Here is a 15,244-nt window from a genome sequence, read left to right on the forward strand (position 1 = left end):
CCCTCCGCTACATTAACATTGTTGGATTAAAATCAATTGAGATTTGTAGCTCTTTTTGCATTTCTGCTTGATAATGTTCATTTACCATTTTGAGCACGTTCTTTAAGTTTGGTTCCCGTTTGTATTTTATCATGCATTGATAACGATATCTATCTTTTATCCTTGGAATTGCTGAAGCAACCGGTCCTAACACCATTGTTTGCTGCGTGCAGTGTGCCCGTAAATGACCGACAATTTTTTCCGTCACTTGCACTGCCTTTAATAATTCTGGATGAGATACTGTTACAAGTACAACATAGTAATAAGGTGGATATTGTCTTGTTCGTCTCATTTGCATTTCTTGGTCAAAAAACACATCATATTGTTGGTTCTTTGCTAACTCTATACTGTAATGTTCTGGCGTATACGTTTGAATTATAACTTCCCCTGGCAATTCATGTCTGCCTGCTCGTCCACTTACTTGCGTCAATAACTGATACGTCTTTTCACTCGCTCGAAAATCAGGTAAGTGAAGCATCGTATCTGCAGTTAAAACCCCGACAAGCGTTACTTTAGGAAAATCTAATCCTTTCGCAATCATTTGTGTTCCAAGTAGTATATCTGCTTTTTCTTCCCCGAACGCCTTTAATAATTTTTCATGCATTCCTTTGCGACTTGTCGTATCTACATCCATTCGAATGACTCGTGCCTCTGGAAATAGTTTTGTAATTTCTTCTTCTACCTTTTGTGTACCTGTACCAAAGAAACGAATATATGTACTTTGACAAGCAGGACACTCAGTCGGCATATTCTCTTCGTGACTGCAGTAATGACATTTTAAACGATGGTTCATTTTATGATATGTCAGCGAGATATCACAATGCGGACATTGTACAACATACCCACAATCACGGCACATAACAAATGTAGAATGACCTCTTCTATTTAAAAAGAGCACCATCTGTTCTTTCTTTTCTAATCGATCTGCTATTTTTTCATGCAATGCCTTCGAAAACATGGAACGATTCCCGTCACGAAGTTCCTCACGCATATCAACAATCTCTACTGTTGGTAAAGCTTGTTTATTCATACGTTTTTCCATCGTTAGTAATTCATACACACCTTTTTTCGCTCTTGCAAACGATTCAAGTGTCGGTGTTGCACTACCAAGAACGATAGGACATTTATGATATTGCCCCCTCCACACAGCTACATCCCTTGCATGATACCTCGGATTATCTTCTTGCTTATAGCTCGATTCATGCTCCTCATCAATAATAATAATTCCTAAATTTTCAAAAGGAGCAAATACAGCTGAACGTGCACCAACTACAACTTTCACTTCTTTTCTTAAAATCTTACGCCATTCATCATATTTTTCTCCAACAGACAGCGCACTATGAAGAACCGCAACTTGCGAGCCAAATCTGCCTTTAAAACGATCTACCATTTGAGGCGTTAGTGCAATTTCAGGAACAAGCACAATAGCTTCTTTCCCTTTCGCGAGCACCGCTGCTATAGATTGTAAATATACTTCTGTTTTTCCGCTTCCTGTAACACCATATAGTAAAAATGGATTGTAAGTTTCATTTGTAATTGATGATAAAATCGGTGCAATAACTTGCTTTTGTTCCTCCGTAAGTGGGAATGGTTTCGTTTGTTCAAAATCATCATCGTCATACGGATTTCGGTAAACTTCCACATACTTTTCTGAAATTAGCCCCTTTTTAACAAGTGCTTTAATCGGAGCGTCTGTTATTTGCAACTCTTCTGTTATCACTTTCAACGGCACACTTTTATAATTTTCCACAAAATAATAGAGTACATCTTGTTGTTTTTTACTTTTCAGTTCAAATGCTGCTAATTCCAATTTATCTTCTGACAACTCCGGTTGAACGACTCTTTGTTTCTTCTTTTGCACTTTATCTTTTACCTGATAAACAACTTCAATCGTGCCATTTTTAATTTCTTGTTGAATCGTGCGGTATAGATGCGGCTGCGTCTCAATCGCTTCCCAATCTATCGCTTCTTTGTCCTGAAATAAAAACAGTAGTTCAGGTGCTACTTCTTCTTGTTTACGAAGTTGTAGACGCTTTTTATACGTTGCTTTTATCGCCGTTGGGAGCATGACTTGAAAGGCTGAAATCATATAACATAACGTTTCGCTTGTAAGCCAATATCCAAGCTTTAATAATTCCTCGTTTAAAACTGGTGTTACATCTAATATTTCATGGATTGTCTTTAACTTCTTACTTTCTACTTCAGCCGAATCTTTGATCCCAATAATAAAGCCTTGCAATTTCCTTGGACCAAATGGAACTACTACACGCATGCCTGTCTGGACAATATCTTCCCACTTTTTAGGGATAATATAATCAAATGGTCGATCAGTCTGACGTGCAGGTACATCAACAATTACACTTGCAAATTTCATAGACGATCATCTTCTAACATCATTTCAATTTGCTTTAATATTTCACGAGCAACCTCTTTCTTCGTTAAAAGTGGTAACTCGATAACTTCTCCATCTTTTCTATACATTGTTACAATGTTTGTATCTGTACCAAATCCAGCTCCTTGTGCCTTTACATCGTTCGCAACAATCATATTCGCATTTTTCTCACGTAATTTTTTTGTTGCGTATTCCTCTACCTTTGTCGTTTCAGCCGCAAAACCGATAAGTAACTGTTTATCCTTCATCTCACCTAACGTTTTTAAAATATCTACTGTTCTCTCGAGTTCGATTACAGCATCACCATTTTTCTTTTTCATTTTATTATCATGAACATATTTCGGGCGATAATCTGCAACTGCTGCTGTTTTAATGACAACATCTACGTTTTGATACTGTTGCAGAACTACTTCTAACATATCTTGTGCAGATTCCACTTGTACCGTGTTTACATGTAATGGTGGGTTTAATGCTGTCGGTCCCGAAACAAGTATGACATCAGCACCTAAGTTCGCTGCCACTTCCGCAATTGCATATCCCATTTTCCCAGAAGAAAAATTGGTCATAAAACGTACTGGATCAATCTTTTCACGAGTTGGGCCAGCAGTTATTAATATTTTTTTTCCTTGCAATGGTTTTTGTTCGGAAAAACCCTCTTCTAACCGTGCAATAATTGCTTCCGGTTCTTCTAGTCTTCCCTTCGCAACATAACCACACGCTAAAAAACCTTCTCCAGGCTCAATAAATGTATATCCTAACGTTTTTAACGTCATCATATTTTTTTGTACAATTTTGTTTTCATACATATGCACATTCATAGCAGGTGCAATCCAAACTGGGGCTGTAGTAGCTAACAAAGTAGTTGTAATCATATCGTCTGCAATACCACCAGCTAACTTCCCAATACAATTGGCAGTAGCAGGTGCAACAAGTACTACATCTGCCCAATCTGCTAAATCGATATGTGCAATAACAGCTGAGTCTTTCTCATCGAATGTATCTGTATATACGTCATGGCGAGAGAGTGCTTGAAATGTAAGAGGCGTAACAAACTTCATTGCCGACTCACTCATCATTACTTTTACAATAGCACCAGCTTGTGTCAATTTACTAGTTAACGCAGCCGCTTTAAAGACCGCAATGCCTCCTGTTACACATAGAAGTATCTTTTTCCCTTTTAGCATATGGCTCGTCCTCTTTCTTTTTCAAACTTATAATACTGAAACAGAATTCCCAGCTCATCAGTACCAATATTTCTTCCCTATCGTAAAAAAATAACAACCTACTTGTAAATAGGTTGTTACCGTTACATAGAAAATTATAAAGTCTATGTTTTAATTTGTCGAAAAGAATGTCTTAATCGATGATTTTGTCTTCGCTTGGTACATATTTTAATACTTCTGCATCGATTTCTTCTAATGATTTACCTACACATTTATGAGAAACAGGTTGCTCGATAACACAGTTATCCGCAAGTTGCATTTCACGTGCACGTTTTGCAGCTACTGTTACAAGTGTATATTTAGAATCGATTTTTGTTAATAATGAATCAATTGATGGATTTAACATAATTATAGACCCTCCGTCATTTCTTTATAATATTTTGCTACTCTTTCACGGCGGCAATGTTCACCAACCACAATTGCTTTAATTCTTTCACAAGCTAATTCAACTTGATCGTTTTCTACAACATAGTCGTAAGCGTCCATCATTTCGATTTCTTCTTTCGCTACCGTTAAACGATTTTCAATAACATCTTCAGTTTCTGTACCACGGCCGACAATGCGGTTCTTTAGTTCAGATAAACTTGGAGGTGCTAAGAAAATGAATACACCTTCTGGGAAAGCTTTCTTAACTTGAATTGCTCCTTGCACTTCAATTTCTAAGAATACATCTTTTCCTTCTTGTAATGTTTTTTCAACATAGTCAATCGGTGTTCCGTAATAATTACCTACGAACTCAGCCCACTCAAGTAATTTTTCATTACGAATCATTTCCTCAAATTCTTCTCTCTCTTTAAAGAAATAATCCACACCATCTACTTCACCTTCACGTGGCTTACGTGTCGTTACTGAAATGGAGTACTGAAAACGTGTATCCTCATGACTAAACAGCTCTTTTCGAACCGTTCCTTTACCAACCCCAGAAGGTCCTGAAAGAACGATGAGCAATCCTCTTCTACTTCTCATAAATATGTAAAACCTACCCTTCCTCACTTAAATCTTCTTTATTATTCAAACGATGTGCAATCGTCTCTGGCTGAATTGGACTTAATACCACATGCCCATCATCCATAACAATAACCGCCCTTGTTTTTCTCCCATACGTAGCATCAAGCAAAGCATTATGTTCGCGTGCTTCCTGTACTGTTCGTTTAATAGGAGCTGACTCCGGACTTACAATAGCAATAATTCGATGAGCAGATACAATATTTCCGTATCCAATATTTAAAAACCGCATGGCCATAGTTTGCGCCTCCTAGTAAGTCTATCCGATTTCTCCACCACGTATAACTTTATATATTTTTTGAAAGCTACTCAATATTTTGTACTTGTTCACGAATTTTTTCAAGGTTATTTTTCATTTCTACAACATATTTTGAAATTGTTAAGTCATTTGCCTTAGAACCAATCGTATTAATTTCTCTATGCATCTCTTGCACGATGAAATCCATTTTTCTTCCAACAGGCTCTTCAATCTGCAGTGTTTCACGAAATTGCTCTAAATGACTTTGCAAACGAACTAACTCTTCGTGAATATCACAACGCTCTGCAAAGATTGCGACTTCTGTTAACAATCTTTGTTCATCTAGATCTTGATTATGTAATTCTTTTAAGCGATTTTCTAATCGTTCACGATATTTTTGTGTAACAATCGGTACATGCGGAATAATTGCGTTTACACAATTGTGAATCTCTTGTAAACGATACGCTATATCTTTATGTAATCGTTCTCCTTCGCCATCTCTCATCGTTTTTAACATATGAGCAGCTTGGCGAACAGCCTCATATAAACCGTTCTCAAATTGTTCATTTACATTTTCTACTTCTTCAATCGCTGTTACTTCTGGCATTTCCATTAATTGCTGAAGTGTAATAGAATCTTGTAATTGAAATTTTCCTTTTATATCTTCCATAATCGATTGGTACTGCTCAAGAAGCGACCAATTCACACTTAATTTTCTTTCAACAAGCCCTTCACCCGTTATACTAATAGACACTTCAATGCGTCCACGCCGAACTTGTTCTGCAATTATTTTACGAATTTTGTCTTCAAATACCATCATTTGCTTCGGAAGTCGAATACTCATCTCTAGAAAACGGTGGTTCACCGATTTCATTTCTACTGTAATTTGAAAAGTATCATTTTCTACTTTCGACCTTCCAAATCCTGTCATACTACAAATCATTTTTATCACATCCAAGCCATGAAATAACTCAATGAAAAAGGTAATAGAGACAAGGCTCTACTACCTTCTGTAAATTATATCACATTTTCATATCATTGACTATTTCAAGTTTAATCCCTTCTTATATAATACTGGCTTTTCCTTCTTCCCCTTTTTCCCTGTTAATAAAGAACCTACTAATAAAAAGGTCGGAATTGATGACAAACCTCCAATTAACAACCAATCTCTTGCTTGTATTGGCATTGTACTAAAGATCGGTTGTAGCGGTGGGTAATATATAACCACTAACATTAACAGTAAAGAAATGATAACCGCTCCTACTAAATACACGTTCCCAAACGGATTACGGTGGAAGATAGAATGTTCACTTCGGCAGTCAAATACATGAATAAGTTGTGCAAGTACCAACGTCGCAAACGCCACAGTTTGTGCATATTTCAATTCATTTGGATGTTGATTATATGCAATAATAAACGCCACTAACGTCACTGCTCCAATTAGAAAGCCACGACTTATAATTTTCCAGGCAAGCCCTCTAGCAAATACCCCTTCTTTCGGATGACGCGGCGTTCTCTTCATCACGTCTCCTTCCGCCTTATCCAATCCTAATGCCATCGCCGGTAATCCGTCAGTCACTAAGTTCACCCATAAAATTTGAATGGGAACCATCGGCAGCGGTAATGCAAGTAACATTGCAAATAACATGACTAAAATTTCTCCTACGTTCGATGCTAATAAATAACGAATAAACTTACGTATATTCTCGTATATATTTCTACCTTCTTTAATTGCTGATTTAATCGTAGCAAAATTATCATCTAGCAAAACAAGAGAAGAAGCTTCTTTCGCAACATCTGTCCCTGTAATTCCCATCGCTATCCCAATATCCGCTGTTTTTATAGCCGGAGCGTCGTTTACTCCATCACCTGTCATCGCTACTATATGCCCTTTATTTTGCAACGCCTTAACAATTTTCAATTTATGTTCAGGTGATACTCGAGCAAATACATACGTGTCTTCTACAACACTTTCTAGTTCCTCTACATCCATATTCGCGAGTTCTACTCCTTCAACAACACGTCTACCAGGTGGTAAAACCCCTAATTGTTCCGCAATTGCCATTGCTGTCACTTTATGATCTCCTGTTATCATCACTGTTCGAATACCAGCTTCTCTGCACTCTTTTACAGCCTGTTCTACCTCTGGTCTTGGCGGATCAATCATTCCCTGTATCCCGACCAACATAAAATCTTTTTCAACGTCTCTTTCATGTTCAATAGAATCTGTTACTTTTAATGGCTTAAATGCAACTGCAATTGTTCGAAGCGCTTGACTACCTAAACTATGAATAGCCGCCTGTACTTCTTTTCTATACAACTCACTTATCGGTTGTTGCTTATCCCCCCATAAAATCGTTTGACTCATTTGCAGGAGGACATCTGGTGCTCCCTTCGTAACAAGAAACTTTTTCCCCTCTCTATCTCGCACAATAACACTCATCATTTTTCGAGTTGAATCGAATGGAAATTCACGAATGATTTCAAATTTCCCTTTCAGTGCCTCACGCGTTATCCCCGCCTTCATTGCTGCAGCTACTAGTGCTCCCTCAGTTGGATCTCCATCTAATACATACGCCTTTTTCTTTTGAATAATATTTGCGTTATTACATAGTGAACCAAATGTGAGTAGTTGATACAATGCTTTTGTTTTAGCTGGATCACATTCTTTTTCACCTTTCAAAAAAGATCCATTAGGTTCATACCCTTGCCCCGTCACTTTCCATAACTCTCCACCTGACCACATATGTGTTACCATCATTTTGTTTTGCGTCATTGTTCCTGTTTTATCAGAGCATATAACAGAAGCGCACCCTAACGTTTCTACCGCTGGTAACTTCCTTACAATTGCTCTCTTTTTAATCATACGCTGTACACCAAGCGATAAAGCTACTGTAACGATTGCTGGTAATCCTTCAGGAATAGCAGCAACAGCTAGCGACACTCCTGCTAAAAACATATGGTACACTTCATTCCCTTGATACACACCGGCTAATACGACAAGCGCTGTCAAAATAAGAGCCACAATAATTAATATTTTCCCGAGTTGCTCTAATCTTCTTTGCAGTGGTGTTTCCATTTGCTCTGCATTTTGTAACATATTTGCAATTTGGCCCATCGCTGTATTCATACCAGTTGCTACAACGACCCCTGTTCCAGCTCCTCGTGTAATCATCGTACCCATAAAAGCCATATTTTTTTGATCACCAATTGAAACATCTTGCCCCTGCAGAGCTTCTACCTTCTTCTGCACCGGTACTGACTCTCCTGTCAAAGCTGATTCTTCGATATATAAACTTGATGCCTCAACAAGACGTACATCCGCCCCAATACGATCACCACTAGAAAATTTAATGATATCACCTAAAACAAGTGCTTTAGACGGTGCTTTTACCCACTTTCCATTCCGCATTACAGTAACTTGCGGGGCGGCTAGCTCTTTTAAAGCTTCCAGTGACTTTTCAGCCTTTCTTTCTTGAAAAAAGCCAAGAATACCATTGATAATAACAATCGCAACAATCGCAATAGAATCAATGTATTCACCTAAAAAAGCCGAAACTATTGTTGCACCAAATAAAACAAGTACCATAAAATCTTTAAACTGCGCCAAAAATACCATCAGTGCAGAAGGCCTTTTGGCTTCATCTAATTCATTTGTACCAAATTTTTTTATTCGCCCTTCTGCTTCCTTCTCTGTAAGTCCAACCTTCACATTCGTATTCGTTCTTTCTTCCACTTCGTGTGCGCGCATTCCATACCAGTTCATCCCGCTATCGACCTCCTGATTCCAGACATACTCTATTGAAAGCTTATTCAGCCTCGTCCAAAAAAATGCTATAATTAACTTTTAGTTAGAAAGGAGTGTTCATTTATGGCATTCGATGGATTATTTACAAGAGCAATTACACATGAAATTGCAAATTCTCTTTACACAGGAAGAATTTCCAAAATATATCAACCTTCAAAATACGAGATTTTATTACATATTCGAGCAAACGGAAAAAATCAAAAACTAATTCTTTCCGCTCATCCGACATATGCACGTTTACACTTAACAAATCAAAATTACGATTCACCTGCACTTCCGCCAATGTTTTGTATGCTTCTCCGCAAGCATCTAGAAGGTGGTTTCATTGAAAAAATTGAACAAATTGATTTAGAGCGCATTATTCAAATTACAGTTCGCAGTAGAAATGAAATTGGTGACGAATCACTAAAAACATTAGTAATTGAAATAATGGGACGACATAGTAACATCATTTTAGTAGACACAAAAACAAACAATATTTTAGATAGCTTAAAACACGTTTCTTTAGCAGTAAACCGACATCGAACTGTATATGCTGGAGCGGAATATATTGCACCACCAGCACAACATAAAATTAACCCACTTCAGATTGAAACAAATGATGAATTTATTAGACCGCTAGACTTTCTATCTGGAAACATGGATAAACAGCTTGTCGGCACCTTTACGGGAATATCGCCGTTATTCGCAAAAGAAGTAGTGAAAAAAGCAGGTATGGTAAATGAAAAAGCATTAGCGAACGCATTTTTCTCCATACAAAAACCATTACTAACTCATACATATTCACCAACAATGACTACTTCAAATGGGAAAGAATTCTTTTATCTTTTCCCTCTTGCACACTTGCAAGGAGAAGATAAAATCTTTTCATCTGTTAGTGAATTGCTAGACCGTTTCTTTTTCGGAAAAGCAGAGCGCGACCGTGTAAAACAACAAGCTTATGATTTAGAGCGCTTTATGCAAAACGAAAAAAATAAAAATGAGAAGAAACTCATTAAACTAGAAAAAACATTACAGGATGCCGGAAAAGCAGATAAATATCAACTCTTTGGAGAACTACTTACAGCCAATATGTACGCTTTGAAAAAAGGTGATAAAGATATTGAAGTCGTTAACTATTACGACGAAAATGGCGGAACTGTAAAAATTACATTAGATCCTTTAAAAACGCCATCTGACAATGCGCAACGCTATTTCCAAAAGTACCAAAAAGCGAAAAATTCAGTTGTTGTTGTAGAAGAACAAATTGAAAAAACAAATGAAGAAATTCTTTATTTTGATAGCTTACTTCAACAAATGGAAGCTGCTTCTTCAAAAGATATTGAAGAAATTCGTGAGGAATTAGCTGAAGAAGGTTATATGCGTAATCGTAAAACGAAAAACGCAAAGAAAAAGCCTACTAAACCAGTATTGGACAAATATTTAGCAAGTGATGGCACAGAAATTTTCGTCGGTAAGAACAATAAACAAAACGATTACTTAACAACGAAATTTGCCCGTCGTGATGAAATTTGGTTACATACGAAAGATATCCCTGGGTCTCATGTTGTCATTCGTTCTCTTGAACCTACCGAAGACACTGTGTTAGAAGCAGCTAAAATCGCTGCCTATTTCAGTAAAGCAAAAGATTCTAGTTCTGTTCCTGTAGATTTCACCAAAATACGCCATGTCAAAAAACCGAGTGGTGCAAAACTTGGTTTTGTTACGTACGACAATCAGCAAACCGTATATGTAACACCTGATGCTGATACTGTAATGAAATTAAAAGCGTAAATATAAAAAATGCGTTGCTTATAAGTAACGCATTTTTTATATATTTTCAATTTAGTTGCTATATCCATTCAATATTGTCAAAAAAATTGACAGTGTCATTTCACATTTGTATAAATTTTTTTACAGCATATAAATAAAGTGCACGTGTAACTCCAATCAATATTTTTTCATCCCCTGCCATTTATTGAAGCAATCTGGATTTTATGAACAAAAAGTCTCCCACAAATTGCGGGCTATTTTTTTATCTCCCCTAAAATATATGTTTCCCCTACTATCCTTTCTTCAAATATACATTTTGGCACGCTATTTGCTTTATTCAATACTATGAATAGGGGGAATTAACATGACTTTAAAAATTAATAAAATCCAAAATCAACTACAAAACTATGAAATTGACGGATTGCTTATTACAAAAAAAGAAAATCGGCAATATGCAACAGGCTTCACAGGTAGTGCTGGCGTCGTCTTAACCTCTGCGGATAAAGCTGTTTTTATAACTGATTTTCGCTATGTAGATCAAGCGAAATCACAAATAAAAGATGCTGAAATTATTATGCATAAAGGAAATTTAGAAAAAGAAGTTGCACATCAAGTATCGAAATTAAACATTCAAAAACTCGGAATTGAAGAAAACAACATGACATTGCAACAATATAAAAACTTACAAAAATACGTACATGCGGAAATGGTTCAAGTGTGCGAAATCATCGAAAATATTCGTATTATTAAAGACACGCCTGAAATAGAAACAATGAAAATCGCAGCTAATATTGCTGACAAAGCATTTCACCACATCCTTACGTTTCTAAAACCAGGAATAAGTGAAAATGATGTACGAGATGAGTTAGAATTTTTCATGCGTAAAAAAGGGGCTACCTCCTCATCATTTCAAATCATTGTAGCTTCTGGCATCCGTTCTTCACTTCCTCATGGAGTTGCATCAAATAAAATAATCGAGCGAGGCGACGTCGTTACATTAGATTTCGGTGCACTTTACGACGGATATTGTTCCGATATCACACGTACTGTAGCAATCGGAGAACCATCAGAAGAATTCAAAAAGATATACAATGTTGTACGAGAAGCGTTAAAACGTGGGACGGAAGCAATTAAACCTGGGGAAACTGCGAAAAGTATCGATGATATAACGAGAGATTACATTACTGAGCATGGATACGGCCAATATTTTGGACACTCTACTGGTCATGGTCTTGGGTTAGAAATACATGAACCTCTTCGCCTATCCCAAGAAAGTAAGACTATTTTAGAAGAAGGTATGGTTGTTACAGTTGAACCTGGTATTTACATACCAAACTGGGGCGGTTGTAGAATTGAAGATGATATTGTCATTACAAAAGACGGATATGAAGTTATTACAAAATCAAATCGGGAACTAATTGTCATACCTTGTTAAAATCATGACCTTTTTTAACAGGAGTTTTTCTCTGCACATAGAATTCTTTCTCTGGAGTAATCGTTTAAAGAGGGGGAATATTAATTGAATTTTGTAATTGATAAAATAGATGGTTTGCAAGCTGAATTTTCCAAACTTGTTTCCATGATGAATTACGCTCGCTATACAACAATGCAAGCGGTGGAAGGTTTAACAATTGAAGAACTTGATTATTTATATGATGAGGAAGCAAACTCAATTGGTATGCTTTTGTGCCATATGGCTGCTATTGAATTTTACTACCAAATTCATACTTTTGAAGACCGTGAACCAACGGAAGCTGAATTAGAACGGTGGTTACCTGCTATTGAGTTAGGGGCTCTTGGCCGCGAGAAAATAAAAGGAAACTCTATAGAATTTTACATAAACACATTACAAGAAGTACGTTCCAAAACGATCGAGACTTTTCAATCGTTACCTGATGAATGGCTATTTAAAACGACAGAATTTTGGTATGACAAACCAGCAAATAACTACTTTAAGTGGTTTCACGTATTTGAAGATGAAATCAATCATCGCGGACAAATTCGTTTAGTTAAAAAGATGCAAAAATCTCATTCAGTAAAATGAGAAAATGCCACCGAATAAGGGTGGCACTTTCTTTTATTCATTAGCGAATAGCTTTTCATTTACTTTTTTGGCGACTACCGCTACCAACATTAAAATGCATATTAAATATATCAATTTCGCAATAAATAACCAGCCTTGAAACATTACAATTCCATCTATTATCTCATTTCCTTTCAATAACAAAAAAGGAATCGTGCTAATTATAATGACAAACTCGATGCTGAAAACAATTTTCTTTTTTCGGCTATACGCTTTCCATTCATCCCAGCGATACATAGGAGCAAATATCAATACTCCTATACATAATATAATTGGTACCCATTCACTTTTAAGAAATTGCCCTGAAATAACTGATAATAGTAAACAAACGAGCACACCATAATAACCTATTTTCTTTCTCATTCGTACTCCCCCATTCTACTTCTCCTTTAATATGTAACTTGCTACGCTTATAACAATTCTTAGAAAAACAACAACGACAATTACAAGATAAAGACCTTTTGCAGAAGACATCCATTCTTGAAAAATAGACATTTTCTCCATTTGCTTCTGCCCTTCTATTAAAATAAACCCTACGAAAAATGAGCAAACAACAATGATACCTATCATAATTCCGATACTTTTCTTACTATATTGTTTCATATCATCCCAGTTATATAAAAGGATAAATACAAACCCGAAAACAGGTATGATACTGATCCATTCATTGTTTGTAAACAAGTTTAAAATGATTAATAGACTACAAGATATAACGAATCCCCAAAATCCAATTTTTTTGTGCATAAGCCCTCCTCGAATTCCATTTTTAGGATTAATTGTATCGTAACATCCATTTCCACTTCTTACCATTATAGTATATGAAATTTTACTTTTTTTCTTTTTCCTATACTCACATACTTTTACTGCTTTCATACAATAAACTACACGAATGCCTAAAGGGTGTGAATGTTATGGGAGTTGAATTATCCCTCTTGCCGTTAGCGGTATTTTTCAAAGTTTCATTTATGCCATTACTGAGCTATTACCAACTATATTAATCATCTCTATTATCGTATCAATGAGCAATCTACTCGTTCATACTGGCATAAATGATACGATGATTTCACCATTTACAAAGATGATTCGTACACCTGCACTCGCCTACTGGATTATCGGCCTTTTAATGATGACAATTTCTTTCTTCTTTTGGCCTTCTCCAGCTGTCGCTTTAATGGGAGCTATTTTATTACCCGTCGCTGTACGCGTCGGCCTTCCGCCAATTGGAGTTGCCATTGCTATGAACTTGTTCGGACACGGCATCGCCTTATCTGGTGACTTCGTTATTCAAGGTGCACCGAAATTAACAGCAGACGCTGCTGGTCTTCCTGTTTCCAGCGTTGTTTCTGCCAGTGTTCCCCTCGTTATCGTTATGGGTATTGTGACAACTTCCGTCGCATTTTTCTTCTTACGAAAAGAATTTCATACAGGCTTATCTATACAAGAATCTATTCCATCAACTGAGTCTTCTAAAACGCCCACCTCATTATCTCCTCAAACAAAAAAATGGCTCGCTATTTGTATTCCGGTCGTATATGCCATCGATATCCTTTGCATGATTCAATTTAAACTACAAGGAAGCGATGCAACTGCACTTATCGGCGGGACGACTGTTATTATGATTATCATCATTTCCCTTATCGCCTACAAAGGTAATGGACTAAATAAAACGACCGATTATTTTATAGAAGGGCTCCAATTTGGATTTAAAATCTTTGGTCCAGTTATCCCAATTGCTGCACTCTTTTATTTAGGAGATAGCGGCTTTGTAAAAATTATCGGAGACTATTTACCGAAAGGTTCACACGGAATCATTAACGACTTAGGAATCGCTTTGTCTCAAACTGTTCCTTTAAATCAATACGTATCGGCGGGAACATTAACTATCGTTGGTGGCATAACAGGATTAGATGGATCTGGCTTTTCTGGTATATCACTTGCTGGTTCAATTGCCAATCTTTTCGGAACAGTACTTGGGCATGGTACAGCTACATTAACAGCTCTCGGGCAAATTGCTGCAATCTGGACCGGAGGCGGGACTTTAATTCCTTGGGCGCTTATTCCTGCCGCTGCCATTTGTAAAGTGGATCCATTTGAACTTGCACGCCGAAATTTTTTACCGGTTGTGATTGGCTTAATAGTCACCACAATCGTTGCGATGTTTATCCTATAACATAAGCAAGTGTTCTCTTGCTTATGTTTTTTTTATTGTAAAATTCATCATGAATTACTGGCTTTCAAAAGGAGTTATGTATATGTTAGCGAAATTATATTAAGAGAGTATTTATTCCAAAACGTTTACGAGAAACAGATTACTTCCATTAGAAAAGGGGACATAACTATGAATGAATTGATTTTCGTCTTATTAATTTGTCCATTACTTATCTTTATCATTTCTGTTAGTGGAACACGTAGAACGAAAACGTATTACGTAATGCCAATTGTAACGTTTGCTAGTTTTTTAATAATAGGTGTTATCGCCTTTACTCCAAAATTTTTCTTTTGGGTTGGCATGTACAGCATCTTCTCGTTCATTGTTTCTTATATGACTCTATTGTTTGTAAGAGGATATGAAGTTGCGGAAAACGCTAAATAGTTATTAGCGAGGAGATTGTAATATGATTTTCTTTGATATTGATGGAACTTCACATGAAATTTTAGCAATGATATAAAAAAACGACCGCGTTCCCCCGCAGTCGTCTTTTTT

13 protein-coding genes and 1 pseudogene are annotated in these 15,244 nt (G+C 36.7%); 5 read left to right on the forward strand and 9 right to left on the reverse strand.

Features of this window, described 5'->3' with window-relative positions; translation table 11 throughout:
• Positions 1–7: 7 nt before the first annotated feature.
• The 7 genes from priA to FS802_RS15190 all read right to left on the reverse strand — a co-directional run bounded on the left by priA (position 8) and on the right by FS802_RS15190 (position 8,663).
• On the reverse strand, positions 8–2,413 hold the full coding sequence (gene priA, locus FS802_RS15160; protein WP_048563184.1) for a primosomal protein N': 2,406 nt from the start codon (positions 2,411–2,413) through the stop codon (positions 8–10).
• Positions 2,410–3,615, reverse strand: a complete 1,206-nt coding sequence (gene coaBC, locus FS802_RS15165; protein ID WP_000911723.1) for a bifunctional phosphopantothenoylcysteine decarboxylase/phosphopantothenate--cysteine ligase CoaBC — start codon at positions 3,613–3,615, stop codon at positions 2,410–2,412. The genes priA and coaBC overlap by 4 nt, the downstream gene beginning before the upstream one ends.
• Positions 3,616–3,787: 172 nt before the next feature.
• Positions 3,788–4,000: a DNA-directed RNA polymerase subunit omega gene (gene rpoZ, locus FS802_RS15170; RefSeq protein ID WP_000933964.1), complete on the reverse strand. Its 213-nt coding sequence runs from the start codon at positions 3,998–4,000 to the stop codon at positions 3,788–3,790.
• 2 nt (positions 4,001–4,002) lie between these two features.
• The gene (gene gmk, locus FS802_RS15175; protein ID WP_001257740.1) at positions 4,003–4,620 is read right to left on the reverse strand and encodes a guanylate kinase; all 618 of its coding nucleotides are present in this window, start codon (positions 4,618–4,620) and stop codon (positions 4,003–4,005) included.
• 13 nt (positions 4,621–4,633) lie between these two features.
• The gene (gene remA, locus FS802_RS15180) at positions 4,634–4,897 is read right to left on the reverse strand and encodes an extracellular matrix/biofilm regulator RemA (RefSeq protein ID WP_001251456.1); all 264 of its coding nucleotides are present in this window, start codon (positions 4,895–4,897) and stop codon (positions 4,634–4,636) included.
• Between the two features lie 67 nt (positions 4,898–4,964).
• The gene (locus tag FS802_RS15185; protein WP_000564115.1) at positions 4,965–5,840 is read right to left on the reverse strand and encodes a YicC/YloC family endoribonuclease; all 876 of its coding nucleotides are present in this window, start codon (positions 5,838–5,840) and stop codon (positions 4,965–4,967) included.
• A gap of 99 nt (positions 5,841–5,939) precedes the next feature.
• Positions 5,940–8,663 carry a calcium-translocating P-type ATPase, SERCA-type gene (locus FS802_RS15190; RefSeq protein ID WP_098653375.1) on the reverse strand — a complete coding sequence of 908 codons (2,724 nt, stop codon included), beginning with the start codon at positions 8,661–8,663 and terminating at the stop codon, positions 5,940–5,942.
• Positions 8,664–8,768: 105 nt separating this feature from the next.
• Here FS802_RS15190 and FS802_RS15195 point away from each other — a divergent pair, with 105 nt between their 5' ends.
• The 3 genes from FS802_RS15195 (at position 8,769) to FS802_RS15205 (ending at position 12,501) form a co-directional block, all read left to right on the forward strand.
• A complete protein-coding gene (locus FS802_RS15195) occupies positions 8,769–10,478 on the forward strand; it encodes an Rqc2 family fibronectin-binding protein (RefSeq protein WP_098653374.1) in 1,710 nt (569 codons plus the stop codon).
• A 343-nt stretch (positions 10,479–10,821) separates the two neighbouring features.
• Positions 10,822–11,892 carry a M24 family metallopeptidase gene (locus FS802_RS15200; protein ID WP_098653373.1) on the forward strand — a complete coding sequence of 357 codons (1,071 nt, stop codon included), beginning with the start codon at positions 10,822–10,824 and terminating at the stop codon, positions 11,890–11,892.
• 84 nt (positions 11,893–11,976) lie between these two features.
• Positions 11,977–12,501 (forward strand): DinB family protein, encoded by a 525-nt coding sequence (locus FS802_RS15205; protein WP_098653372.1) that lies wholly within the window; start codon positions 11,977–11,979, stop codon positions 12,499–12,501.
• A gap of 33 nt (positions 12,502–12,534) precedes the next feature.
• Here the strand turns inward: FS802_RS15205 and FS802_RS15210 are convergent, their stop codons facing one another.
• Positions 12,535–12,903 (reverse strand): YoqO family protein, encoded by a 369-nt coding sequence (locus tag FS802_RS15210; RefSeq protein WP_087981680.1) that lies wholly within the window; start codon positions 12,901–12,903, stop codon positions 12,535–12,537.
• A gap of 15 nt (positions 12,904–12,918) precedes the next feature.
• Positions 12,919–13,350 carry a YoqO family protein gene (locus tag FS802_RS15215; protein ID WP_176545799.1) on the reverse strand — a complete coding sequence of 144 codons (432 nt, stop codon included), beginning with the start codon at positions 13,348–13,350 and terminating at the stop codon, positions 12,919–12,921.
• A gap of 115 nt (positions 13,351–13,465) precedes the next feature.
• Between FS802_RS15215 and FS802_RS15220 the strand changes: the two are divergent.
• Together FS802_RS15220 and FS802_RS15225 are read left to right on the forward strand one after the other, a co-directional pair.
• Positions 13,466–14,710: pseudogene (locus FS802_RS15220) on the forward strand (hypothetical protein); the annotation flags it as partial.
• A gap of 168 nt (positions 14,711–14,878) precedes the next feature.
• The gene (locus FS802_RS15225; protein WP_098653371.1) at positions 14,879–15,133 is read left to right on the forward strand and encodes a YbeF family protein; all 255 of its coding nucleotides are present in this window, start codon (positions 14,879–14,881) and stop codon (positions 15,131–15,133) included.
• Positions 15,134–15,244: the final 111 nt, after the last annotated feature.

Origin of the sequence: Bacillus sp. DE0042, from assembly GCF_007680225.1 — a bacterium.
GTDB classification, from domain to species: Bacteria; Bacillota; Bacilli; order Bacillales; family Bacillaceae_G; genus Bacillus_A; species Bacillus_A wiedmannii.

What these genes read in the sequence shown, in the direction of transcription:
- priA (WP_048563184.1), bottom strand. Translation starts at nt 2,413, where the DNA reads ATGAAATTTGCAAGTGTAATTGTTGATGTACCTGCACGTCAGACTGAT.
- coaBC (WP_000911723.1), bottom strand. Translation starts at nt 3,615, where the DNA reads ATGCTAAAAGGGAAAAAGATACTTCTATGTGTAACAGGAGGCATTGCG.
- rpoZ (WP_000933964.1), bottom strand. Translation starts at nt 4,000, where the DNA reads ATGTTAAATCCATCAATTGATTCATTATTAACAAAAATCGATTCTAAA.
- gmk (WP_001257740.1), bottom strand. Translation starts at nt 4,620, where the DNA reads ATGAGAAGTAGAAGAGGATTGCTCATCGTTCTTTCAGGACCTTCTGGG.
- remA (WP_001251456.1), bottom strand. Translation starts at nt 4,897, where the DNA reads ATGGCCATGCGGTTTTTAAATATTGGATACGGAAATATTGTATCTGCT.
- FS802_RS15185 (WP_000564115.1), bottom strand. Translation starts at nt 5,840, where the DNA reads ATGATTTGTAGTATGACAGGATTTGGAAGGTCGAAAGTAGAAAATGAT.
- FS802_RS15190 (WP_098653375.1), bottom strand. Translation starts at nt 8,663, where the DNA reads ATGAACTGGTATGGAATGCGCGCACACGAAGTGGAAGAAAGAACGAAT.
- FS802_RS15195 (WP_098653374.1), top strand. Translation starts at nt 8,769, where the DNA reads ATGGCATTCGATGGATTATTTACAAGAGCAATTACACATGAAATTGCA.
- FS802_RS15200 (WP_098653373.1), top strand. Translation starts at nt 10,822, where the DNA reads ATGACTTTAAAAATTAATAAAATCCAAAATCAACTACAAAACTATGAA.
- FS802_RS15210 (WP_087981680.1), bottom strand. Translation starts at nt 12,903, where the DNA reads ATGAGAAAGAAAATAGGTTATTATGGTGTGCTCGTTTGTTTACTATTA.
- FS802_RS15215 (WP_176545799.1), bottom strand. Translation starts at nt 13,350, where the DNA reads ATGGTAAGAAGTGGAAATGGATGTTACGATACAATTAATCCTAAAAAT.
- FS802_RS15225 (WP_098653371.1), top strand. Translation starts at nt 14,879, where the DNA reads ATGAATGAATTGATTTTCGTCTTATTAATTTGTCCATTACTTATCTTT.